Genomic DNA, 23,604 nt, shown 5'->3' with positions numbered 1-23,604 from the left:
CTGTTGTATAGATGGTCGCAACCCAAGCGGTTAGGTCTCACACCAACAACATTTTATGTTTTATTGTTTTAACTTTATGTGAATGCGAATGCCAAAAGACCATCCACGACAATCAACTTAACAACAGTCAACAGCGACTCGCATCTTCAATCGAATGAATAATCTAATGAATCGTGTCCATGCAACACCAAAAAGAAGCGCTTTCAATTGAAACTCAACGAAAACGCTTCTTGATGACAACGTGCATTATTACCACTTGCCGCCACGACTGATTTTATTCAAATCTTCTTCAAGTTTAGCCACTGCCGCCGCACCATTTGATTTTTTCGCAAGCACCGAGCTGGCTGCATTCCAAAATGCATTGGACACTTCGTTATATTTAGCACCCGTTACCGTTGAAGGTCGTGCGACTGAAGCATCAAACACTTTCAACAAATCACCAAAGAACGGATTTTTAGCCAACACATCTTTATCAGCGTACAAAGCAGGAATTGTTGGGTTATAAGCCCCCTCAATCGCACGTTTTTTCTGAATGTCTTTACTGGTCAAGAACATCACCAAATCAATGGCTTCTTTCGGATGCTTCGAGTACTTAGAAACGGCCAACTGCCAGCCACCCAAAGTTGCCGAAGACTTACCATCCACGCCACCTTTAGGCAATGGCGATACGCCCACCTTGTCTTTGATTTTAGAGTCAGCCGATTGAGCACCTGACCAAGCATAAGGCCAGTTGCGCATGAACACCGCATTACCATTTTGGAATACACCACGCGCCTCTTCTTCAGCATAGTTCAGCACGCCTTGTGGGGCAATGGTGCCAATCCAAGAAGCCGCAGTATCCAAAGCTTTAGCCGCCTGAGCGTTGTTAATGGTGATTTTGCCTGTGTTATCAACAATCGTACCGCCATTATAAGAAGCCACCCACTCCAGCGCATCGCAAGTTAAAGTTTCAGAAGCCTTGGCTTGAAACACATAACCTTGCATGTCTTTGTTACCCGCAGCACGCTCTGCATCTTGAATTTTTTTAGCAGTCGCCGCCAACTCTTCCCAAGTCGTTGGCACTTTTTCTTTGTGTTTTTCTAGCAGGTCTTTGCGGTAATAAAGCAAACCCGCATCCGTAAACCAAGGCATGGCCAGCAATTTACCATCAATCGTATCATTGGCGACAATCGCAGGGAAAAAGTCTTTTTCTGCACCATTCGCAGCCGCTTTCAAATCCAACAAATGGTCTTTCAAGATGCCAGGCCACACCACATCCACCATCAACACATCAATATCAGAGGCGTTCGCGCCAAATTGTTGACGCAATAACGCCAGTTTTTCAGATGAATCTTTTGGATCCGAATAAAGTTTAACCTTGTTACCCGTTTTAGCAGCCCACTCATCCACATTGCGTTGGCAAATGTCATGATCTTGCCCAACTGAACCACAAGAAATAGTCAGCTCAACACCGCCCGTTGTCGCGGTCGAAGCGGCACTTGCTTTAGATGTTTCTTTGGCTTTATCACCACCACATGCCGCCAACAAAAATGCGGCAAATACCCCTGCGACCCAATGTTTTACAAATCGATTTGATTTCATGTCTCCACCTTTTTTGATTAACTAGGATTGACTACTTTTTATTAAGCCTTCAAAATATTTAAAAATAAAGACCTTAAAGCCCTACAAATAGATAATATTTATTCGCCACTCGCTTACGAATAGCTTACGTTTTGTCGCCCTCCATAAAAAAAAATTTAAATTGAGATATTTTTTATAATTTTTTACGCATATGCACTTTAGTCAAACGTCTCGACACTGTCAAGCCTTTTTACAGTGAATCCGCTGAATTAACAGGGCTTTCGAGCTAAAATCACATTCTAATCTCAAGATAGTTTACATATAAAAGGATATAAAAACAACACTTTGCTGCGCTGCACAAAATATGACTTGAACTATAAAACATTCTTAGGTAAAATTAATTTGTTGCGATGCACAAATCTGGATTTTTTCCACACCCTTTATTCTAAAAGCGGTTTTTTGAAGCAGCGCATTGATGTACTTTTTTAAATTTGTACTTTTAAACCATTAGGAGTTTAATCATGACTGTAAAACCTGAAGATTTTGCTGCTGCGCAAAAAGCATCAATCGAAACCTTTTTCGCTATTACTAACAAAGCATTTGAGTCTATCGTTAAATTGACGGACTTGAACATTGCAACGGCTAAAGACGCTTTGGCTCAAGCCGCTGAATTGTCAGAAAAAGCTTTGTCTGCTAAAGATGCCCAAGCATTTGTCGCAATTGCAAGTGGCACTGCTCAACCCACTGCTGAAAAAGCTTTGGTTTACAGCAAAAAAGTTTACGAAATCAGCACTTCGGCTCAAGCTGAATTGAACAAGTTTGTTGAAGCTCAAGTGGCTCACAACAACAAACAAGTCGCTCAATGGATTGACGATGCGTCTAAAAATGCACCTCAAGGTTCAGAAACTGCTTTGGCATTCGTTAAATCAGCTGTGGCTAATGCCAATTCAGCTTACGACTCTTTGTCTAAAGCAGCTAAACAAGCCGTTGAAATGGCTGAAGCTAATGTTGAAAAAGCAGTTAAAGCAACAAAAGCAAAATAATTCTCGGGTTTATCCCCTAAGAATCGAAAAAACCAGCTTCGGCTGGTTTTTTCATTCTGCATTGTTTTTAACCAAAGACAAAAGCAGACAATGAGGTTTCCAAAACTCGATCCGTAAACACCCGACGCCCCTTATCATGTGACGCTGCCCCCGCTGCCACCATAAGTGGCAATAAATGCTCCTCTTGCTGTGGCGGATGACACAACCTTGCTGACGGTGCGTGTTCCCAGGCGATGAGCGCGTCATTGCGCATTTGAGGCTCCAACTCAACCACTTGCGTGAGCCAATCATCAAACTCATCAGAAATTGGGCCAAAACGTGGTTGTCCATAGCCTCGCATATTATGAAAACTCATGCCGCTCCCAATAATTAGGATACCCTCATCACGCAAGTTTTCTAAAGCGCGTCCCAGATTGACGTGTGTTTGTGAATCTAAATTGCTGTTTAAAGACAATTGAATGACTGGCACATCCGCATCAGGAAACATCAGCATCATGGGGATAAACATCCCATGATCAAAACCGCGTGAAAGCTCTAATTTCGCTGAAATGTGCGCAGCCTCTATGCTCTGAACAATCTGATTCGCAATGTTAGAATCCCCCTTAGCTGGATACTTAAGCTCATAGGTATGCTCAGGAAAACCATAGTAATCAAAAATCAAATCGGGGGCTTGCGCACCTGTGACACTAACGATAGATTCCAACCAATGTGCTGAAACGACAATGATGGCGCGAGGCTTAGTGGGTAGCGTCGATGCCAATCCCTTTAAAAAATCGGCCATTTTGTCCCAAGCCTGCGGTGGGTTCCAGTCCATAAAAAAACATGGTCCAGCACCATGCGGAATGAACCAAGTGGGCATACGAGCTGGGGTATCAACATGTTTTTGTATCGTCATAATATCTTTTTCGTTGGGGACAAAGTTTCACAAGTCTTTCTTGCGCGGTCAACTATCGAAATAAAGACCTAGAATATCAAGTATCCATTTTGTAAGTGATATTGTCAATCGCCTGCTCTGGCTCATCACTGTCAATATTGGCTTCATTATTAAGGACACGATTCATACGTTTCACATCTAAATCGCCCACCCATTTTGAAACGACCAACGTTGCGACACCGTTACCAATCAAATTGGTCAACGCACGCGCTTCTGACATAAAACGGTCAATACCCAAAATCAAAGCCAAGGCTGCAACAGGTACGCTACCCACCGCCGACAAAGTCGCGGCTAAGACGATAAAGCCACTTCCCGTCACACCCGCAGCGCCTTTTGATGTCACCAACAAAACAGCCAACAGTGTGAGCTGCTGCATTAAATTCATTGGCGTATTGGTCGCTTGGGCTAGGAATACAGCGGCCATGGTCAAATAAATCGCGGTACCATCCAAGTTAAAAGAATAACCCGTTGGAATCACCAAACCTACAGTCGATTTTTTTGCACCCGCATTTTCCATTTTGGCCATCATACGTGGCAAAACAGACTCAGAAGAAGATGTACCTAAGACAATAAGCAACTCCTCTTTAATGTATTTGATAAATTTAACAATGGAAAAACCGTGAATTCGGGCAACGACACCCAACACCACAAAAATGAAAAACAAACACGTCGCATAAAAGCTACCCATCAAAGCGGCCAATGAAGACAACGATTGAATGCCGTATTTGCCAATCGTGAAAGCCATTGCTCCAAATGCACCAATAGGAGCGAGCTTCATGATGTAACCAATAATGACAAATAAAACATGTGACAACTTTTCAATAAAATCAAAAATCAAAGTTCCACGACCACCAAAACGGTGCAAAGCGAAGCCAAACAACAAGGCGAATAACAAAACCTGCAACATTTCACCCTTAGCAAATGCATCGGTCACAGTACTTGGAATGATGTTTAAAAAGAAATCTGTGGTTGAGCCCAAACCTGTCTTGGCGTAGCCATTCACAGTATCCATTTTTTTGGCATCTATGGCTAAAGCGGCGGGGTCTACATTCATGCCAACACCAGGCTGTATCACATTGACAATCACCAGCCCCACGATTAAAGCAATGGTACTCATAATTTCAAAATACAACAGCGCATAGCCCCCTGTTTTACCTACTTTTTTCATGTCCTCCATGCCCGCAATGCCAACCACCACCGTACAAAAAATAATCGGGGCTATCATCATCTTGATGAGCTTAATGAAACCGTCACCAAGGGGCTTCATTGCCTCGCCTGTCGATGGCAAAAAATGCCCCAACAACACACCCACAACAATAGCCACAATGACCTGTACATATAAACTTTTGTACAAAGGCTCTTTCACCGCTGAATTTGTAGTTTTCGACATACAAATAGTCTCCTCATTTGGAATAGATTAAAATTAAAGTATTTATATTTTTTAGTTTCGAGCGATTCTACTGCCTTGTATCAACTAAGACAAGCAATATTCAACTCTTAAACAAAACGAAAAATGCACGTGAGGCGAAACAAGAGATTCAATCAAATATCTAAAAATCAAATTTGCTCATTTCCTCCACAACTGAGCGTTATAATCCACCAACTTACTTTATTCCCTCTTATTTTTACGGAACAAACAAAAAATGACTCAATTCACAGCCGTTTTCAATCTCGTCAACAATGCCAGTTTAATCGTCCAAGTTTTGATGGGGTTACTGTTGGCAATTTCCATCCTGTCATGGTTTTACATTTTTCGTAAGTTTTTGATGTTACGCCGTGCGCGTAAACAAGCGGCGATATTCGAAACCGAGTTTTACAAAACCACATCACTAACGAATCTACACCAGGGTACACTCGCTAATCGCCACACCATTGGCGGTATGGAGCGAATTTTTTCAGCGGGCATGCAAGCCTTTTCTGACATCAATGAAAAAGACTGTCTTCGAGCTGAAGCAATTGAGTACACTCAACGCGCCATGAAAGCAGCTTATCAACGTGAGCTTGACGCCCTAGAAGCCGACCTGCCTTTTCTCGCCTCAATTGGTTCTGTCTCACCTTACATTGGTCTACTCGGTACAGTTTGGGGCATCATGAACGCTTTTATTGGATTGTCCAATACCGAACAATCGACTTTGGCCAGTGTCGCCCCAGGGATTGCCGAAGCATTGATTGCCACCGCGCTTGGATTGTTTGCGGCCATTCCCGCTGTTCTCGCATACAACCGTTATGTCGCTGAAGTGGATCGCTTGGCGTTGCGCTACGAAAGTTTTGTGGACGACTTCTCAAACACATTACAAGTCCGAGGTCTGGCATGAGTTTGCATTCTATTCGCCGTCGCCCTCGCCGCCGTACCCACGCCCAAATGAATGTCGTGCCTTACATTGACGTGATGCTGGTATTGTTGGTGATTTTCATGGTGACTGCACCGATGATTCAAACGGGGGTATTGAAGTTGCCCAGCGTAGGTGCGGTCAGTCAACCAGAGACAGCCCCTCTCGTTGTCCAGCTTGATTTAAATGGCCAACTCAACACCGAAACCGCAGGGCAAGTCGTGGTGCACACGGATGCCTCAGCGTTAGCTGTGTGGTTAGGGCAGCATGTTAGCAACAATCAAGCCGTTGTCATCGCCGCGGACAAAGATGTGCCTTACGGCGATGTCATGGCTCTGACCGATGCACTCAAGCAGGCCAATATCCAACGCGTTGGCTTGCTGCTCGGTAAGTCATCCGCACCCGTTCAACCATAAATAACTGCAATTAACAGATTCAATATATGGCTTTCGTTCCAAATCGACCAACACACCTTGCTGACAATAAAGCACCACGTTTTATACCTGCTCTACTTACGGTACTGGTACACGTTGTGCTCCTGTTTGGTTTGTATCTTGGCATGACTTCGCAAAAAGCCGCGCCAGTTGAAGTTGAACTGTGGGATGGTGACAACTTAGCGACCAGTCTTGAAGCCATATCGACGCCAACTGAAACGCTCCCGGTACCACAGGAGGCCGAGACAGAGCCTACACCCAACGAAGCAAAGGCCAACTCACCCACCACTCAAACAACACATCAAAACACAATCGAACACACCGCAGACATCCGCACACCCGACACTGAAAAAACGCCAAACAAGCCCACAGAAAAAAACAATACGCCACGCGTCACCCAAGCCAAGCCCAATAATCAACCCACTTCAACCGTTGATTCGGCTACACGCACCGCCGCTTTAGAACGGTTCAAAAAGGGAAGCGGGGGCACATCGTCAAACAAGACAAATGCGGACGATGCCTCGGCTTATATCGCTCGCGTTAAAATACTTATTTATCAACACGTTAAAGCAGAAAAAGAAAAACATACAGGTTCAGTCGCTATTCGACTCGCACCCAATGGTAGCGTTATCAATAAAAGTATCCTTTATTCTAGCGGGAATGCCGCTTGGGATGCCAATTTGCTTGCAGCAATAGGCCGTGCCAGTCCATTTCCCACGCCTGTACATCAATCTGCTTTACGAGGCATTAATCTCAATTTCAGTTACTAGAATAAAACACAACCGATAGCTTTACTCTTCACACTCCACTTGTAAAAGGACAGCAACGATGAATCAGTTACAAAGGATGTCATTTTTAAAACACCTCATAAAGATAATATGCCTTAGCGCCATATTCTCTGCACCTAGTGCTTGGGCGCAACTTAATATTGATATTAAACTTGTCTACAACGATAAACTCCCCGCTGTTGCCACAGCACATTTCGCAGGTGAAGGCAATGCACCCGTGAACATCACGGACGTGATTCGTGCCGACTTGGCGCGCAGTGGTCGATTATCGAACGCGCCTGTCGGCGGGCTGACTCTAGGTTTAGCTGACCCCGTAAATTTAAAACAATGGCAATCACAAGACGCCATCGCGGTGGTTACAGGCAACGTCACCCCAGTTGCGGGCGGATATCAGGCCAGTTTACGCTTATATGACACATCAAAAGGCAGCCTCGGCGATTACAGCGTGACCGTTTCAGCAAATGGTTTACGCAATGCTGGGCACAAGATGGCGGATTTCATCTATGAAAAATTGCTTGGCATGCGCGGAGCATTCAATACTAGGCTATCCTATGTCGACGCTGCTGATGGTAAATATCGTTTATTGATTTCGGACTCTGATGGCGACAATGCCGTCGCCGCTTTGGTCAGTAAAGAACCCATCATTTCGCCATCATGGTCGCCATCGGGCAAAAAAGTTGCTTATGTGTCATTTGAGAATAAAAAACCAGTGGTGTATGTTCACGAACTAGCCACTGGACAACGCGCCGTGATTTCAGGCTACAAAGGCAATAACAGCGCACCCGCATGGTCACCTGACGGCCAAAGTTTGGCGCTGGCATTATCTCGCGATGGCAATACACAAATTTATCAAGTGTCGGCCAATGGGGGCAACTTGAAGCGCTTAACCACCAGCCAAGGCAGCATTATTGACACAGAGCCGCAATACTCGCCTGATGGTCGTTTCATTTATTTTACAAGCGACCGCGGTGGCGAGCCACAAATTTACCGCATGTCCGCCGAAGGCGAGGCGGTTGAAGGCGTCAAACGCATGACTTATAAAGCTAACTACAATACCAGCCCGCGCATTTCGCCCGATGGCAACCATATGGCGTTCATTTCTCGAGCGGCAGGTTACCAAGTTCATTTGATGGATTTACGTAACGGCGATGTGCAAAATATATCCAACACATCTGCGGACGAATCGCCGAGTTTCGCCGCCAATGGTCAAGTCATTCTCTACGGCACTCGAGTCAACGGACGAAAAGTACTCGCAGCTAGTTCAATAGATGGTCGCATGCAACAAATATTATCTTTGCCGAGCAATCAAGTGAGTGCGCCCGCTTGGGGCCCTTTTCTTGAACGATGAACCAAGATGTTAGAATAACCAAGCGGTACGTATAAAAACCATACACAAAGGAGTTTCACTATGACAACCTTCAAACTGACTCAAATACCATTGATGCTCATCAGCATTAGCCTATTCACTGCTTGTGCCACAAAGGTGCCATTGGATGGCAGCAACCAAAACACCGTAAAGACGGTCGACGTGACCAACGGCATTGGTGCCGATGGCGTACCCGCCCCTGCCGCACGCAGTGTGTATTTCGACCTCGACAGTTACATTGTGCGCGCCGATGGACAGCCTGTAATCAACAGTCATGCCAAGTTTTTGCAAGACCGCCGTCAACGCATCATTATCCAAGGCAATACCGATGAACGGGGTACGGCTGAATACAACCTTGCCTTGGGACAAAAACGCTCCGAAGCGGTTCGACAAGCCCTCAAATTACAAGGCGTGAATGATGAACAAATGGAAGCGGTCAGCCTTGGCAAAGAAAAACCTAAAGCTTTAGGCAGCAACGAGAACGCTTGGGCTGAAAATCGCCGCGCGGATATCGTATATTAAAGCCCCTGCTGTAATTTCAGCTGCTTATCCCTTTTGCCATATGGATTAAACACCAAAGAAGCCATGAAAAAGACCATTCGCCATTGTTTTTTATACGGTACTTTTACCACCGCCATGATACTGAACACGCCAGCCCATGCGGGCCTGTTCAGTGATGATGAAGCACGTACTGCCATTCTCGAGGTGCGCACGCGACTGGAGGCCAGCCTAAATGCGCAGCAAGAACAACGCAATCAAATTGAATTGCTGCGACAAGAAGTCGCCAAACTGCGCGGACAAAACGAAACCTTATTCAATGAAGTCAGCGAACTTAAACGCGCACAAACAGATGGTTACGCCAGTATTGATGAGCGTGTGCGTAAGTTTGAGCCTCAAACAGTGCAGGTCGCTGGTATTCAAGGCGTTGTTCAACCCGATGAGCAAAATCAATACGACGCGGCTTTAAAACTGTTCAATGACGGCAATTACCCTGCGGCTCAAAAAAGCATGAGTGCATTTACAAACCGTTATCCAAAATCGGTGTATTTACCGTTTGTTCAGTTTTATCAAGGCACGGCGGCTTTTGTGAACCGCGACTATAAAAATGCGGCGGCTTTACTGCAAAACGTATTGAAACAATACCCAGAGTTTGAGCGCACCAGTGATGCCTTGCTCAATTTAGCCAACACATTTATTGAAGTCAAACAAATCCCTGCCGCACAAAAAACACTTCGGATGGTACAGGACAAATTCCCCAATACCGATAATGCCAAAGAGGCGCAAAACATATTGATAGAAATAAGCAAGTGACCATATAAGTGGCAATGTCACAATAAAAAAGCAAACCCGAAGGTTTGCTTTTTTAACGCTTTTGAACTCAAGCCTACATTGATACATACAACGTAACAAAATCAGCCCAGCAATTTGCTCACCGTCAACATCAGCAACAAAGCCAATACGAAAACCATCGAGCGCCAAAACACACCGACCGCACTTTGCAATGTTCTGACATCGGGCACATTACCCATGCCGATTTGCCCCGCCAAAGATTGCTCTTCCACCGCCTCACCATCGCGAGTCGTTTTTATATCACCATACAAAGCCTGCTCATGTTCATCCATTGGCAATTGATTTTTAACCATCAAACCATTGCGCAAGGTGATGTTAAGCGCACCCGCCCCCGATGTTAAAATCACAGCAGAAGCGTCCGTTTCACCCAAACCCCGTAATTTTTGAGCCTGAGTGCGCCAGCAGAAAATAGCATCTTCAAAATTACCGACAATCGCATAAATCATTGCCGCACAGCGAGCGGGTAAAAACTCAATCCAGTGCATCATTTTACGGGCATACACAGTGAACTGATCGCGCTTGCCATCGGCACGCAAAATCCAACGACGCGACACAAGATCCGATAAGCGGTAAAAAACCGCACCCATTGGCCCCAAACCAACCAAGGCAAACAACAAAAACCAGAACAAACCCGCAAAGACATAACGCAAACTCGAGAGCAAGGCCAACTCCAAAGACTGGCGAATCAACTCCGTATCGGATAACTTATCAGGCACAACTGAACCGCGATAACCCGTAATTTCAGCTTCTTCATGCAGCCAAGCAGCCAACTCAATGCGGGCAACGTCGCCTTGATTCGCGTTCAAGGCCATGCGAATTTTCGTAAAAAAATGACTAAACTGCCGAATACCCAAAGTGAGATACAGCACCATCAAACTAAACAGCAATCCCAAGACAGGATGAATGGTTTGAAATATCAATCCCACCAAACCTGTTAACAGTCCACCGACCACGGTGATAAACCAAAAAGTTTGCCACGGCTTCGCATTATCGGTCGACAGTGCATGTTCAATATACTCAATCGCGCGACGCAACCCAACACGCAAACGCGTGTAGCTGCTCAACGGAAAAATTTGTTCGAGTAACAATGCACCGAGAATGGCGATTAAGCTCATGGTGTATCCTTATATAGAAATCAAATAACATTTATAGTACATACAGTTCAAAAACTGCTTTTGACAATGCTTGGTATTGTAGCTCAAAGCACCATGAAGATGCGTAAACAAAGGTAAATTATGACTGCGCTTGATGTAATAGCGTTGCTAGATTACGCAAAATAGCCATGCTCGCGCCCCAAATAAAATACTCGCCATACTGGACGCTATAATATTGTCGACTCATTCCCTCCCAATCATACTGGTGCACATTTGTGTTTTGCACATCCAATACATGCGCCAAAGGCACCGTAAAAACCTCGCTCACTTCATCGACAGCCACACTTAAATTTTGTTCAGCCCATGCCTGCTCACTGATTAAACCCAAGACGGGCGTGACAGCAAAACCCGTGATGGTGTGATACTCAGGCAAACGACCGAGAATTTCAACATCATCAGCCAACAAGCCGATTTCCTCATACGCTTCGCGCAAAGCTGCTTGTTCAGGAGTTTCGCCCTCATCCATGCGCCCACCGACAAAGCTCACCTGTCCCGCATGGTGACGCAAATGAAAGGCGCGCACGGTCAAAACCACATCGAATCCATGAGCCGACTCAACTAATAACAGTAATACTGCCGCTGGTTGTAATTTTGAGGGCTCAATAAAGACATCTTGACGCAAGATGTGTTCATCTATCGTTTCTATTGATAGAGTCAATGCGCGATTCAAAATTTCACGAGTGAGCATGGGTTTAGATAAATTTGAAACACCCAAAACCTCTGACAAAGGGTGACAAGGTACATCACGGGGATTAAAACTAGGTAAGCGCATGTTTCACTCCGATAGCAACCCAAAAAATACTTATTAAATGCTTTTTTAATTTTTGAAATAAAAAAAACGCCAACTCGAAAGCCAGCGTTTTTTTATCGTATAAAGTCACATTATTGCGCTGCAACAGCCACTTTACGTGCAGGTAATTTTTCTTTAATACGAGCAGATTTACCAGAACGGCTGCGCAAGTAGTACAACTTAGCGCGGCGTACATCACCACGACGTTTAACTTCGATACCAGCAATCATTGGCGAATACAATTGGAATGTACGCTCAACACCGACGCCAGAAGAAATTTTACGCACGATGAAAGATGAGTTCAAGCCACGGTTACGTTTAGCAATAACAACACCTTCATAGGCCTGAACGCGCTTACGCGTACCCTCAACCACATTCACACTCACAACAACAGTATCACCAGGCGCAAATGCAGGAATGGTTTTACCCAAGCGAGCGATTTCTTCTTGCTCTAAAATTTGAATCAAATTCATTTTAAACTCCGAATACCATCATTTGCCGTCGGTTTTTATTGTAGACGACCAGAGGATGGAGAATTTCAACACAAAACAGATGTTGAAAAACAATCACAAGCGGTTTCCCGCTCACCCTAATTAGCCCTCAGAATCCATCTGAGAAGCCAAAAATTTTTCATCCGCCACGCTCAGTTGACCTTGAGCACGCGCTTGTTCAATCAAATCAAAACGCTTGCGCATTGTATTTAACAAACTTTGCTGACGCCGAAAGACTGCTATTTTAGCATGGTCTCCAGATAAAAGCACGCTTGGCACGGTAAATTCCTCGAATTTTTCAGGACGGGTATAGTGTGAGCAGTCCAATAGACCATCGACCGCACGACTAAATGAGTCTTGTTGAGCAGACATATCGTCATTCAAAACGCCCTCAACGCAACGCAACAACGCATCAAGCATCAACATAGCAGGTAACTCGCCTCCAGAAACCACTACATCGCCTATGCTCAACTCTTCGTCAATCAAACCCAAATCAAACAATCGCTCATCAATCGCTTCATAACGGCCACACAACAACACCAAACCGCGCTGTGTTTCTATGTTTGATTGCTGTTGAACGTGTTGCAAACAATCCGCAATCCATGTTTGCGTCAAAACACGTCCCTGAGGCGACAAATAAATCACATGCGGTTTTTTGCCTAAAGCACGTTGTCGCTCGCATGCCGCGCGAATCGCCGCCGCCAAAGGCGCAGCCATCATCACCATCCCCGGACCACCACCATACGGTCGGTCATCCACCGTTTTGTTGGCATTCAGTGCAAATTCTCTTGGATTCCAAAATTGAACATTCACCAGACCCTGTTTAAAAGCTCGACTCACCACACCTTGCTGAGTTAAGGCTGTAAACATTTCTGGGAATAAGGTAATGAGGTCTAAAGCAATCATATCGGCCATTCAAAGTTATAAAAAATACCGCTGGTCAACAGCGGTAGTCTTTTTTACGCCGTGGCATCCACGTCCCAAATCACTTGTACCGTTTTCGGGGTTGACTGTAAATCAACCTCGCCGACAAACGCGGAGACAAAAGGAATCAAATACTGAGGGGCGGCTTTATTTTCAGGGCTAGAAATGGACATTACCGTCTGAGCCGTATTTTCAAGCAGGGAATCAATCACGCCTAGACACACGCCATCTTGATTAATAACTTGCGCACCAACCAAGTCAACCCAATAAAACTCATCTTCATCGGGCTGAGGAAAATCAGCACGTGATACAGCCACTTGCCAACCTTTGTGTTTTTCGGCATCACTGCGATCGGTCCACTCACGGCATTGTGCGACCCAAGCATCAGCATGGGCTTTGAACGTAAGCGGTGAAAAGACAGACCAAGTCAAAGCATTGGTTTGAGTATCCGAAGACTCTGTGCCTAAATATGGCGTTATCCACCACGTTTTCGCATGATGCAATGCATCTGGAGAATTGGAAAAGGGATGGAGCTTTACCCATCCCTTCACGCCATAAGCCGCACCAATGCGTGCGACCACGACCAAATCACTTGGTTGCGTTTGAACTGCCTGACGCTGCTCCGCTATGTTGGACTGAGTCTTGGCTTTGGGTTTAAACGCGACCATGCCGAACTATGCTTTGAAATTAAGCTACTGGCTTGGCTTCTTTAACCAAACGCGCAACTGCTGGCGACAATTGTGCGCCAACACTTTGCCAATAAGTCAAACGGTCTGCGGCAATACGCAAGCCTTCAACACCTTCAGCAGCCAATGGATTGTAAAAACCCACGCGTTCGATGTAACGACCATCACGACGGTTGCGTGAGTCAGCTGCCACGATGTTGTAAAAAGGACGCTTTTTAGAACCGCCGCGAGCCATACGAATCACTACCATGATAAATCCTTTAATTTTTAACGAATTAGTTAAATATTGTTTTCTCAACAGTACGCGCCATACCCATTCGCGCACCACAAAACTTGTAAACTCAGCATTATACTGGAAAAATTAGATTATTGGCAATATTTCTTGCTATCAACTATTCAATACGCCATTCAGCTTTTCTTGGGTAAATAAATTACATTACGGCTGCATCATTGAAGAGCCTGCCGTATGATTAAGTGATAAGGCTAAAGTTTCCTTGATTTCTTCCATAACCACATAGCTTTTTGAGTTCACCACGCCAGGCAAACGCAACAGCACATCCAACAACTGGCGGTATTCGCTCATTTCTCGAATACGGGCTTTAACAAGGTAATCGAAGTCGCCAGAAACCAAATGACACTCTTGCACCTGTTCGACTTCGAGTACGGCGCGACGAAACTCTTCAAACTTACCGTTGGCCATGTCTTTCAAGCTAATTTCAACAAACACCAACAAACTCGCGCCCAACTCCTTTGGGTTTAATCGTGCATGATAGCCCATGATGATGCCTTCACGCTCCATGCGACGCACGCGCTCAATACACGGCGTGAGAGACAACCCAACCTTTTCGGCCAAGTCTGTCATTACAATTCGGCCATCTTCTTGCAAAATACCTAGGATACGTCGGTCAATTTTGTCTAAAGTTTTACTGGTTTTTTTTTCGACCCGCATAAAACCCCAATCATTTTCAAATTAAAATAAAATTTCAGTAAGTAATTCTAGCAATTTTTGAATATGATAGCAAAAATTATCGCATAGACTGTTTCATTTCATGTAAACATTACTTATGCCAATTGAACAGTACGGTTCAAAATCTATCACATAGAGATAACCTAACACACTCGACAGAAACGTTTTAATCCCAACAAATATCCATTAAACCGTACTGCACTCAATAGACCCCTCTTTTATTATTTCGTTTAAGTGAGCATTTTATGAAAATCGTCATTTTAGGTAGCGGCGTCATTGGCGTTACCAGCGCATATTATCTGGCTCAAGCAGGTCATGATGTAACAGTCATTGAACGGCATGAGGCGGCCGCTTTAGACACCAGCTATGCCAATGCGGGTCAAATTTCACCCGGCTATGCCTCGCCTTGGGCGGCTCCTGGTGTGCCAACCAAAGCATTAAAATGGATGTTTGCAAAAAATTCGCCGCTAACCATCCGCCCCGATTGGTCTTTTGCACAAATCAAGTGGATGCTGGCGATGCTTAAAAATTGCGACCAAACTCGCTACCAACGCAACAAACTACGCATGGTTCGACTGGCGGAATATTCACGCGAATGCTTAATTAAGTTGCGAGCAGATACGGGTATTGCTTATGAGGCGCGCCAAAAAGGAACAACTCAAGTATTTCGCTCTTTGTCTCAACTTGAGGCCGCCGACAAAGACATCAAGGTGCTCAAGGAGTTGGGCGTACCTTACGAATTACTCAACGCAGAAGAATTAATTCACGCCGAACCTGCATTGGCAAATAGCCGCGTGCCTTTGGTGGGCGGTTTGCGTTTGCCTAATGATGAAACAGGCGACTGTCAAATATTCACCACACATTTGGCGCAAATGTGCGCGGACAAGGGCGTGACTTTTTTATACAACACCAATATCGATGAAATCATCATTCATCAAAATGTTGCGACTGGCGTGCGTTGCGGCTCAGAGATACATTCGGCAGATATTGTGTTATGCACACTTGGTGTTTATACGCCACAGCTGCTCAAGGGTCGTTTAGAGATTCCCATTTACCCAATTAAAGGTTTTTCAATTACAGTACCCATTAAAAACACTGAGCGAGCACCCGTCTCTACTGTGTTGGACGAAACCTATAAAGTTGCAATCACGCGGTTTGATGACCGCATCCGCGTTGGCGGCATGGCCGAGTTGCGCGGTTACAACAAAGACTTACTCGCGTCGCGCCGCGAAACCCTAGAGATGGTGGTCAATGATTTATACCCAGATGCAGGCGACACTGCAAAAGCCAGCTTTTGGACAGGACTGCGCCCTGTGACACCAGATTCCACGCCCATTGTCGGGCAAACGCCGATTCAAAACCTGTGGTTAAACGCAGGGCATGGCACGTTAGGCTGGACAATGGCGTGTGGCTCAGGTCAACTCATCGCCGACCTTATTAGTCAAAAAGAAGCCCAAATTGAATACACAGACCTTTCATTGTCGCGTTACAATAGCGACAACTAAAAACAACGACATTAATGCACAGAAACGTAAATTTACTTAGATAGTTTTAAGCGTTTACGACAGCAAGACAATCGACACGAACCCTCTTCTCTTTTAGGAATAAAAGAGAATTTACCCAGTGCAATGCACTGGGTTTTTTTTATCCTGTGAGATTAAGTCTCCATATCTCGTAACTTATTTAAAGCCTCATCAATTCGCTCAACAGCAATCACTTTCAAGCCGTCGATTTTTTGTTTTGGCGCATTGGCTTTAGGAATAAGGGCGTGAGTAAATCCAAGTTTAGCCGCTTCTTTCAATCGCTCTTGCCCGCGCGGCGCAGGCCGAACTTCACCCGCCAAACCAATCTCACCAAAGACAACCAAGCCCGCAGGTAAAGGTTTATTGCGCAACGACGAGACAATTGATAACAAAACCGCCAAGTCCGCTGCTGGCTCGGTAATTTTCACACCGCCCACTGCATTGATGAAGACATCTTGGTCAAAACACGCCACGCCCGCATGCCGATGCAACACGGCAAGCAACATGGCCAAGCGATTCTGTTCCAAACCAACCGACAAGCGACGCGGTGCGGGCGCATGAGAGGCATCGACTAAGGCTTGAATTTCAACCAATAAAGGACGTGTACCTTCTTGCGTCACCATGACACACGAACCCGCAACGCCAGCATTGTGCTGCGACAAGAAAATTGCTGACGGATTGGTCACGCCTTTTAAACCTTTTTCGGTCATGGCAAACACGCCCAATTCATTGACCGCACCAAAACGATTTTTAAAGGCACGAATCAAGCGAAATGATGATTGAGTGTCGCCTTCGAAATACAAGACCGTGTCAACAATGTGCTCCAACACCCGTGGCCCTGCGAGGCTGCCTTCTTTGGTCACATGACCGACCATGATTAAGGTGACTCCCGTTGACTTAGCAACACGCGTCAATTGTGCCGCACACTCCCTTACCTGCGACACGGAGCCTGGCGCTGCGGTCAACTCACCCGAATAGATGGTTTGAATCGAGTCAACCACTGCAACATCTGGTTTTAATGTCTGCAAGGTTGTCATAATGGCTTCTAAACCAATTTCAGCTTGAAACTGCATTTGAGCATTGGACACGCCCAAACGCTGCGCCCGCAATGCGATTTGCGCCCCTGATTCCTCTCCACTCACATACAGCACATGCCTGCTTTTTGATAATTCCGCGAGCGATTGCAACAGCAAAGTTGATTTGCCAATGCCAGGGTCACCGCCAATCAAAATCACCGCGCCTGGTACCAGCCCACCACCGAGAACGCGATCAAACTCCGACACTTCACTGGAAAAGCGCGGCACATCGGCCGCGTCTATTTGCGCCAACGACTGTACAGGTGCGCTCGGAGCGAGCGAAGCAAAGCGGTTTTGGCTGCTTTTTTGTTCGGTGGTTTCAACAAGAGAATTCCATGTATGGCAATGCGGGCACTGCCCCGACCATTTGGCGGACACGCCGCCACACTCGTTGCAAACATATTGGATCTTAGATTTAGTAGCCATATTCTTTTTATCAACAATGATTCGATTCAAAGCGTTATTTTACGTGAAAGACGATGGGCGCTTTTAGCTGATTCAAAAGCTTTATCAATAGAGCTTAACGGTTTATATAAGTTCATATAAATTGATATAAAAAACACATTTGTTTCAACAACAAGTACAACTTGAGCTGGTAGAATGAAGCCCACGTAAACGGCAAAAACAAAGGAACATCATGATTTTAGTGACGGGGGGCGCAGGCTTTATCGGTAGCAATTTTGTATTGGACTGGTTAGCCAACGGCAATGAGGCTGTGGTTAATTTGGATAAATTGACCTACGCGGGTAATTTAGACACACTTTCCTCTCTCAAAGACAATCCCAAACACATTTTTATCCACGGCGACATCGGTGACCGTGAGTTGATGGCACGCCTATTGTCAACACACCGTCCTCGCGCCATCATCAACTTTGCCGCAGAATCGCACGTAGACCGCTCAATTCATGGCCCAAGTGACTTCATACAAACCAATGTCGTCGGCACATTCAATCTGCTTGAATCAACACGAGCGTACTGGAACGATTTGCCCGAGGTGGATAAAACCGCTTTTCGTTTTTTACATATTTCCACCGATGAAGTCTACGGCACACTCGATGCACACGACGCCCCTTTTTGTGAAAGCAACCGCTACGAACCCAATAGTCCATACTCTGCCAGCAAAGCAGCGTCTGACCATCTGGTGCGCGCGTGGCATCACACCTATGGCCTGCCTGTACTGACAACCAATTGCAGTAACAACTACGGGCCGTATCATTTCCCTGAAAAATTAATTCCACTGGTGATTCTGAATGCTTTGGCGGGTAAGCCATTGCCTATTTATGGCGATGGACAACAAGTTCGAGACTGGCTGTTTGTCAAAGACCATTGCAGTGCCATTCGCCGCGTGCTTGAGGCGGGTCAGTTGGGCGAAACGTATAATGTGGGCGGCTGGAACGAAAAGACCAATCTGGATGTTGTACACACCATTTGCACACTACTCGACGAGCTGCGCCCCCGAGCCGATGGTAAAGGCTACGCCGAGCAAATCACGTATGTCACGGATCGCCCAGGGCACGATCGCCGTTATGCGATAGACGCTCGAAAATTAGAACATCATTTGGGCTGGAAACCCGCCGAAACTTTTGAAACGGGCATCCGAAAAACCGTGCAATGGTATTTGGACAATCAAGACTGGACACATCATGTGACCAGCGGCCAATACCGTGAATGGACGGCAAAGCATTATGGCGCATAACTTAAAAAAACCTCGCATCCTCATCACAGGCACACAAGGCCAAGTTGGCTTTGAATTGATGCGCTCGTTATCCATACTCGGCGACATCATCGCCATTGACCGCGAACAAATGGATTTGACCGACCCGCAAGCCATTACGTGTAAACTCGATGAATATGCGCCTCACATCATTGTCAATCCCGCCGCGCACACGGCAGTCGATAAGGCAGAAACCGATATTGAAAACGCTTATGCCATCAACGCCACGGCCGTTGAAATCATGGCCAAATGGGCGGCTGCTCATGACGCTTTATTGGTGCATTATTCAACCGATTATGTGTTTGATGGTACAAAGAATGAGCCTTATACCGAAAACGATGCAGCCAATCCAAAATCTGTATACGGACAAAGCAAGTTAGCGGGCGAAAAGGCCGTGCGTGCACACGCGCAACGTCATTTTATTTTACGCACCAGCTGGGTATACGGCGCATTGGGTGCGAATTTCCTTAAAACCATGTTGCGACTGTTGCAAACACGCGACAGCCTCAATATCGTCAACGACCAAATCGGCGCACCCACCAGTGCATTACTCATCGCGGATGTCACCACTCAACTTATCGCCCACTACTTACGAGGCATCCACTCAGCGGACGATATTGCTTACGGCACTTATCATTTGACGGCTTCAGGCGCAACGAGCTGGCACGGCTATGCGCAGTTTGTCGCCGAACTGGCCGAACAACAAGGGCTGGAACTTAAAGTGAAAGCCTCTCAAATTGGCGGCATCCCATCGGCTGAATACCCCACGCCCGCCCAACGCCCGAACAATTCGCGTTTGGATTGTCATCTTTTAGAGAGTACGTTCAACTTGAGCTTGCCAAGTTGGCAAAGCGGCGTTCAACATGTCTTTAACTTGCTTCAACAAGGATAAACTCACATGAACACAACCAATCGAAAAGGGATTATTCTCGCGGGCGGCTCAGGGACACGGCTGTACCCAATCACATACGCAATGAGTAAGCAACTTTTGCCTGTATATGACAAGCCAATGATTTACTACCCCTTGAGCGTATTGATGCTTGCAGGCATCCAAGACATACTCATCATCAGCACCCCTCAGGACATTGGTCGGTTTGAATCACTGCTCGGCGATGGTTCACAATGGGGGCTGCGTTTACAATATAAAATCCAACCCTCACCCGACGGCTTGGCTCAAGCATTCATCCTTGGAGAAGACTTTTTAGCAGGCAGCCCCGCTGCTCTGGTTCTCGGCGATAATATTTTCTTTGGACACGACCTGCATGGTTTGCTGCAAGAGGCCAACAATCAAGTGCAAGGTGCAACCGTGTTTTCCTACCATGTACACGACCCAGAACGTTACGGCGTGGTTGAATTTGATGACGACAACAAAGCGGTTTCTATCGAAGAAAAACCAAGCCAGCCCAAATCAAACTATGCGGTCACAGGTCTATATTTTTATGATGCCAACGTGGTGGAATACGCCAAAACCATCCGCCCCTCTGCTCGTGGCGAGCTGGAAATTACCGATTTGAATCAAATTTATCTAAAACGCGGCGAATTGACCGTGCAAGCCATGGATCGTGGCTACGCTTGGTTAGACACAGGCACGCATGACTCCTTACATGATGCAGGCTCTTTTGTGGCCTCAATCCAAAAGCGACAAGGACTACAAGTCGCTTGCGTTGAAGAAATTGCCTACCGCATGGGCTACATCAACAACGCCCAGTTGGCTAAGTTAGCTGAACCCCTGCTTAAAAGTGACTACGGTCAATATTTACAACGGCTTGTGAACACCAAGCAAACCAAGACAACATCAATATGAACGTCATAGACACCGCCATTCCTGAAGTCAAAATCATCGAGCCCACTGTTTTTGGTGACGCCCGCGGTTTTTTCTTTGAAAGTTTTAATGAACAACAATTCCGTAAACAAACAGGCGTGACCTTGCCTTTCGTACAAGACAATCACTCCCGTTCAACACAAGGGGTTTTGCGAGGATTGCACTACCAAATTGAACGCGCACAAGGCAAACTGGTGCGTGTGGTCAATGGCACCGTGATTGATGTGGCCGTTGATTTACGCCAATCTTCACCGACATTTAAACAATGGGTGGCGGTAGAATTATCGGCGGACAATCATCGACAGTTATGGATACCACCTGGGTTTGGGCATGGTTTTGTCGTCACTTCTGAGAGCGCTGACTTTTTATACAAAACCACTGACTATTGGTTCAAAGCCCATGAGCGCAGCATACGTTGGGATGACCCAGAGCTGGCGATTAATTGGGGCGTTACACCGAGCATGGTTCTATTGGCGGACAAGGATAAACAAGCACTTTTTCTTAATGAAGCTGAACTTTTTGAGTAGCATTACATATTAATTTTAAGGAGATACACATGCCCGTACAAAAAGCAGTTTTCCCAGTGGCAGGTTTAGGCACACGTTTTTTACCCGCGACCAAAGCCATTCCCAAAGAAATGCTGACCGTCGTTGACCGCCCAATTATTGACTATGCGGTACGGGAAGCCGTTGAGGCGGGATGCGAGACCTTAATTTTCGTCACAGGTCGAACCAAAAATGCGATTGCAGATTATTTCGATCGCAACCCCGATCTTGAAAATGAGCTGGAAGCCAAACAAAAAAAAGACGCCCTAGAGATTGTGCGCAACATCATTCCTTCGCACATCCAATGCATTTACGTGCGTCAATCCGAAGCATTGGGCTTAGGGCATGCCGTTAATTGCGCCTCACCGCTCATTACACCCGACGAGCACTTCGCAGTTTTATTGCCTGATGACCTAATTGATGGCTATCCCGTGGGCGCAATGAAACAGCTCATTCAAGCCCATGACCGCGAACATTGTAGCGTCTTGGCCCTAGAGCAAGTGGCGTGGAGCGAGGTCGAAAAATACGGCATCATCAAGCCCGTCAACGACAGCACCACCCCTGTTCAAATTGAAAGCATTGTCGAGAAACCGAAACGTGATGCGGCCCCGAGCAACTGGTCTGTTGTTGGACGTTATGTGTTGAGTGGAAGCATCATGCCTATTTTACAAAACGTACAACGCGGCACAGGCGGTGAAATTCAATTAACCGATGGCATTTCCGCGCTGTTAGCCACTGAAAAAATGATTGGTATTCCCTTATCAGGCAAACGTTTTGATTGCGGGAACAAAGTGGGCTTCTTAGAAGCAAATCTGCACTTTGGTTTGCGTTATTTAGACAAATAAGGTTTTTAATTTATCGCGTCTTATTAAATGCGTCTGAATTGAAAAAAGCCTTTCGTCATGAAAGGCTTTTTTATAACAATCTCGCTCTAAAAATTACAACACATCCAAAGCATTCAACTCTGTAAACGCTTGAACCAAGCGAGACACCATCGACTCCTGACCTTTACGTAACCACACGCGCGGGTCATAATGTTTTTTATTGGGCGAGTCTGGACCATCTGGATTGCCCAATTGACCTTGCAAATAGTCTTTTTTGTCATTGTAATAGTTCAGCACGCCCGCCCAATTCGCCCACTGCGTATCGGTATCAATGTTCATTTTTACCACACCATAGCTAACAGATTCTTTAATCTCCGCATCCGTAGAACCCGAACCGCCATGAAATACAAAGTTCAATGATTTGGCGGGCAGACCGAATTTTTCTGACACATATTTTTGCGAATTATCAAGAATTTGTGGGGTCAACTTGACGTTGCCTGGTTTATACACGCCATGCACATTGCCAAATGAGGCCGCAATGGTAAAGCGCGGGCTGATTTTAATCAATTGCTCATAAGCATATGCCACATCCTCTGGCTGCGTGTACAAAGCGGACGCATCCATGCCTGTATTGTCCACGCCATCTTCTTCGCCGCCCGTGCAACCCAATTCGATTTCCAACGTCATGCCCATTTTATCCATGCGTTTGAGATACTCAGCACAAATGTCAATGTTCTCGTGCAAAGGTTCTTCCGACAAATCCAACATATGCGATGAAAACAAAGGTTTGCCTGTTTCAGCAAAAAAAGCCTCGCCTGCGTCTAACAGCCCATCAATCCATGGCAGCAGTTTTTTCGCCGCATGATCGGTGTGTAACATCACAGGCACGCCATAAGCCGCCGCAACTTGATGCACATAACGTGCCCCAGCGACTGCACCCAACACCGCAGCCTCTTGCCCCTCAAGTTTCAAACCTTTACCGACCATAAACGCTGCGCCACCATTAGAAAACTGAATAATAATTGGGGCTTTCGCTTTGGCCGCGGCTTCTAAACTGGCGTTAATGGTGTCGCTATTGACCACATTGACTGCGGGCAAAGCAAAGTTCCCCGCTTTCGCCAGTTCAAATACTTTTTGCACATCATCACCCGTCAACACACCTGCTTTAACGTGATTAAAAATTTTAGTCATTGAAGGACTCCTTTAATTTGAAAAAATACACGATTGAGCTCAATTGCCTTAAGCGCCTCAAGCTCAACCATTTAGTTTCTCAAAATTTTCTC

At 45.9% G+C, this 23,604-nt stretch carries 25 protein-coding genes; 13 read left to right on the top strand and 12 right to left on the bottom strand.

Annotated elements, in window-relative coordinates; translation table 11 throughout:
- Positions 1-249: 249 nt before the first annotated feature.
- Positions 250-1,581, bottom strand: coding sequence for an ABC transporter substrate-binding protein (locus DFR44_RS01120; RefSeq protein ID WP_133618857.1), 1,332 nt, complete (start codon positions 1,579-1,581; stop codon positions 250-252).
- Between the two features lie 500 nt (positions 1,582-2,081).
- Between DFR44_RS01120 and DFR44_RS01115 the strand changes: the two genes are divergently transcribed.
- Positions 2,082-2,603, top strand: a complete 522-nt coding sequence (locus DFR44_RS01115; protein WP_133618856.1) for a phasin family protein — start codon at positions 2,082-2,084, stop codon at positions 2,601-2,603.
- A 67-nt stretch (positions 2,604-2,670) separates the two neighbouring features.
- On the opposite strand, the gene DFR44_RS01110 is transcribed toward DFR44_RS01115, so the two are convergent.
- Together DFR44_RS01110 and DFR44_RS01105 are read right to left on the bottom strand one after the other, a co-directional pair.
- Entirely contained in the window at positions 2,671-3,498 is an 828-nt protein-coding gene (locus tag DFR44_RS01110) for a DODA-type extradiol aromatic ring-opening family dioxygenase (protein WP_246012005.1), read from the bottom strand.
- Between the two features lie 76 nt (positions 3,499-3,574).
- Positions 3,575-4,927: a dicarboxylate/amino acid:cation symporter gene (locus tag DFR44_RS01105; RefSeq protein WP_133618855.1), complete on the bottom strand. Its 1,353-nt coding sequence runs from the start codon at positions 4,925-4,927 to the stop codon at positions 3,575-3,577.
- Positions 4,928-5,180: 253 nt separating this feature from the next.
- Between DFR44_RS01105 and tolQ the strand changes: the two genes are divergently transcribed.
- The 6 genes from tolQ (at position 5,181) to ybgF (ending at position 9,766) form a co-directional block, all read left to right on the top strand.
- Entirely contained in the window at positions 5,181-5,852 is a 672-nt protein-coding gene (tolQ, locus tag DFR44_RS01100) for a protein TolQ (protein WP_133618854.1), read from the top strand.
- Positions 5,849-6,283 carry a biopolymer transporter ExbD gene (locus DFR44_RS01095; protein ID WP_133618853.1) on the top strand — a complete coding sequence of 145 codons (435 nt, stop codon included), beginning with the start codon at positions 5,849-5,851 and terminating at the stop codon, positions 6,281-6,283. Before tolQ ends, DFR44_RS01095 begins: the two co-directional genes overlap by 4 nt.
- Positions 6,284-6,309: 26 nt before the next feature.
- Entirely contained in the window at positions 6,310-7,071 is a 762-nt protein-coding gene (locus tag DFR44_RS01090; RefSeq protein ID WP_133618852.1) for a TonB family protein, read from the top strand.
- Positions 7,072-7,129: 58 nt separating this feature from the next.
- Positions 7,130-8,437: a Tol-Pal system beta propeller repeat protein TolB gene (gene tolB / locus DFR44_RS01085; RefSeq protein WP_133618851.1), complete on the top strand. Its 1,308-nt coding sequence runs from the start codon at positions 7,130-7,132 to the stop codon at positions 8,435-8,437.
- Positions 8,438-8,497: 60 nt separating this feature from the next.
- Positions 8,498-8,977, top strand: coding sequence for a peptidoglycan-associated lipoprotein Pal (pal, locus tag DFR44_RS01080; RefSeq protein WP_133618850.1), 480 nt, complete (start codon positions 8,498-8,500; stop codon positions 8,975-8,977).
- 63 nt (positions 8,978-9,040) lie between these two features.
- Positions 9,041-9,766, top strand: coding sequence for a tol-pal system protein YbgF (gene ybgF, locus DFR44_RS01075; RefSeq protein ID WP_133618849.1), 726 nt, complete (start codon positions 9,041-9,043; stop codon positions 9,764-9,766).
- 101 nt (positions 9,767-9,867) lie between these two features.
- Here ybgF and ampE read toward each other — a convergent pair whose 3' ends face one another.
- From ampE to DFR44_RS01040, 7 genes are all read right to left on the bottom strand, one after another.
- The gene (ampE, locus tag DFR44_RS01070) at positions 9,868-10,920 is read right to left on the bottom strand and encodes a regulatory signaling modulator protein AmpE (RefSeq protein WP_133618848.1); all 1,053 of its coding nucleotides are present in this window, start codon (positions 10,918-10,920) and stop codon (positions 9,868-9,870) included.
- A gap of 118 nt (positions 10,921-11,038) precedes the next feature.
- A complete protein-coding gene (locus tag DFR44_RS01065) occupies positions 11,039-11,731 on the bottom strand; it encodes an NUDIX hydrolase (RefSeq protein WP_211336870.1) in 693 nt (230 codons plus the stop codon).
- 110 nt (positions 11,732-11,841) lie between these two features.
- Positions 11,842-12,222: a 50S ribosomal protein L19 gene (gene rplS / locus DFR44_RS01060; RefSeq protein ID WP_133618847.1), complete on the bottom strand. Its 381-nt coding sequence runs from the start codon at positions 12,220-12,222 to the stop codon at positions 11,842-11,844.
- A 120-nt stretch (positions 12,223-12,342) separates the two neighbouring features.
- Entirely contained in the window at positions 12,343-13,143 is an 801-nt protein-coding gene (trmD, locus tag DFR44_RS01055; RefSeq protein WP_133618886.1) for a tRNA (guanosine(37)-N1)-methyltransferase TrmD, read from the bottom strand.
- 56 nt (positions 13,144-13,199) lie between these two features.
- Complete coding sequence (gene rimM / locus DFR44_RS01050; protein WP_133618846.1) at positions 13,200-13,832, bottom strand: ribosome maturation factor RimM; 633 nt, start codon at positions 13,830-13,832, stop codon at positions 13,200-13,202.
- A 19-nt stretch (positions 13,833-13,851) separates the two neighbouring features.
- Positions 13,852-14,100 (bottom strand): 30S ribosomal protein S16, encoded by a 249-nt coding sequence (rpsP, locus tag DFR44_RS01045; RefSeq protein ID WP_133618845.1) that lies wholly within the window; start codon positions 14,098-14,100, stop codon positions 13,852-13,854.
- A 186-nt stretch (positions 14,101-14,286) separates the two neighbouring features.
- The gene (locus tag DFR44_RS01040; protein WP_133618844.1) at positions 14,287-14,799 is read right to left on the bottom strand and encodes an Lrp/AsnC ligand binding domain-containing protein; all 513 of its coding nucleotides are present in this window, start codon (positions 14,797-14,799) and stop codon (positions 14,287-14,289) included.
- A 263-nt stretch (positions 14,800-15,062) separates the two neighbouring features.
- Between DFR44_RS01040 and DFR44_RS01035 the strand changes: the two genes are divergently transcribed.
- On the top strand, positions 15,063-16,322 hold the full coding sequence (locus DFR44_RS01035; RefSeq protein WP_133618843.1) for a D-amino acid dehydrogenase: 1,260 nt from the start codon (positions 15,063-15,065) through the stop codon (positions 16,320-16,322).
- A gap of 152 nt (positions 16,323-16,474) precedes the next feature.
- Here the strand turns inward: DFR44_RS01035 and radA are convergent, their stop codons facing one another.
- Positions 16,475-17,842, bottom strand: coding sequence for a DNA repair protein RadA (gene radA / locus DFR44_RS01030; RefSeq protein WP_133618842.1), 1,368 nt, complete (start codon positions 17,840-17,842; stop codon positions 16,475-16,477).
- A gap of 211 nt (positions 17,843-18,053) precedes the next feature.
- Here radA and rfbB point away from each other — a divergent pair, with 211 nt between their 5' ends.
- The 5 genes from rfbB to galU are packed head-to-tail and all read left to right on the top strand — an operon-like array spanning position 18,054 to position 22,342.
- Positions 18,054-19,112 carry a dTDP-glucose 4,6-dehydratase gene (gene rfbB / locus DFR44_RS01025; RefSeq protein ID WP_133618841.1) on the top strand — a complete coding sequence of 353 codons (1,059 nt, stop codon included), beginning with the start codon at positions 18,054-18,056 and terminating at the stop codon, positions 19,110-19,112.
- The gene (gene rfbD / locus DFR44_RS01020) at positions 19,102-20,022 is read left to right on the top strand and encodes a dTDP-4-dehydrorhamnose reductase (RefSeq protein ID WP_133618840.1); all 921 of its coding nucleotides are present in this window, start codon (positions 19,102-19,104) and stop codon (positions 20,020-20,022) included. The genes rfbB and rfbD overlap by 11 nt, the downstream gene beginning before the upstream one ends.
- 6 nt (positions 20,023-20,028) lie before the next feature.
- Entirely contained in the window at positions 20,029-20,934 is a 906-nt protein-coding gene (gene rfbA, locus DFR44_RS01015) for a glucose-1-phosphate thymidylyltransferase RfbA (RefSeq protein WP_133618839.1), read from the top strand.
- Entirely contained in the window at positions 20,925-21,479 is a 555-nt protein-coding gene (gene rfbC / locus DFR44_RS01010) for a dTDP-4-dehydrorhamnose 3,5-epimerase (protein WP_425459555.1), read from the top strand. Before rfbA ends, rfbC begins: the two co-directional genes overlap by 10 nt.
- A 29-nt stretch (positions 21,480-21,508) precedes the next feature.
- A complete protein-coding gene (gene galU, locus DFR44_RS01005) occupies positions 21,509-22,342 on the top strand; it encodes a UTP--glucose-1-phosphate uridylyltransferase GalU (RefSeq protein WP_133618837.1) in 834 nt (277 codons plus the stop codon).
- 93 nt (positions 22,343-22,435) lie between these two features.
- Here the strand turns inward: galU and fbaA are convergent, their stop codons facing one another.
- Positions 22,436-23,512 carry a class II fructose-bisphosphate aldolase gene (gene fbaA / locus DFR44_RS01000; protein ID WP_133618836.1) on the bottom strand — a complete coding sequence of 359 codons (1,077 nt, stop codon included), beginning with the start codon at positions 23,510-23,512 and terminating at the stop codon, positions 22,436-22,438.
- Positions 23,513-23,604 lie beyond the last annotated feature (92 nt).

Source organism: Hydromonas duriensis (genome assembly GCF_004363775.1).
Lineage (GTDB): Bacteria > Pseudomonadota > Gammaproteobacteria > Burkholderiales > Burkholderiaceae > Hydromonas > Hydromonas duriensis.
The sequence above is the reverse complement of the archived record's forward strand: the minus strand, read 5'-3'. Positions and strand labels throughout refer to the sequence as shown.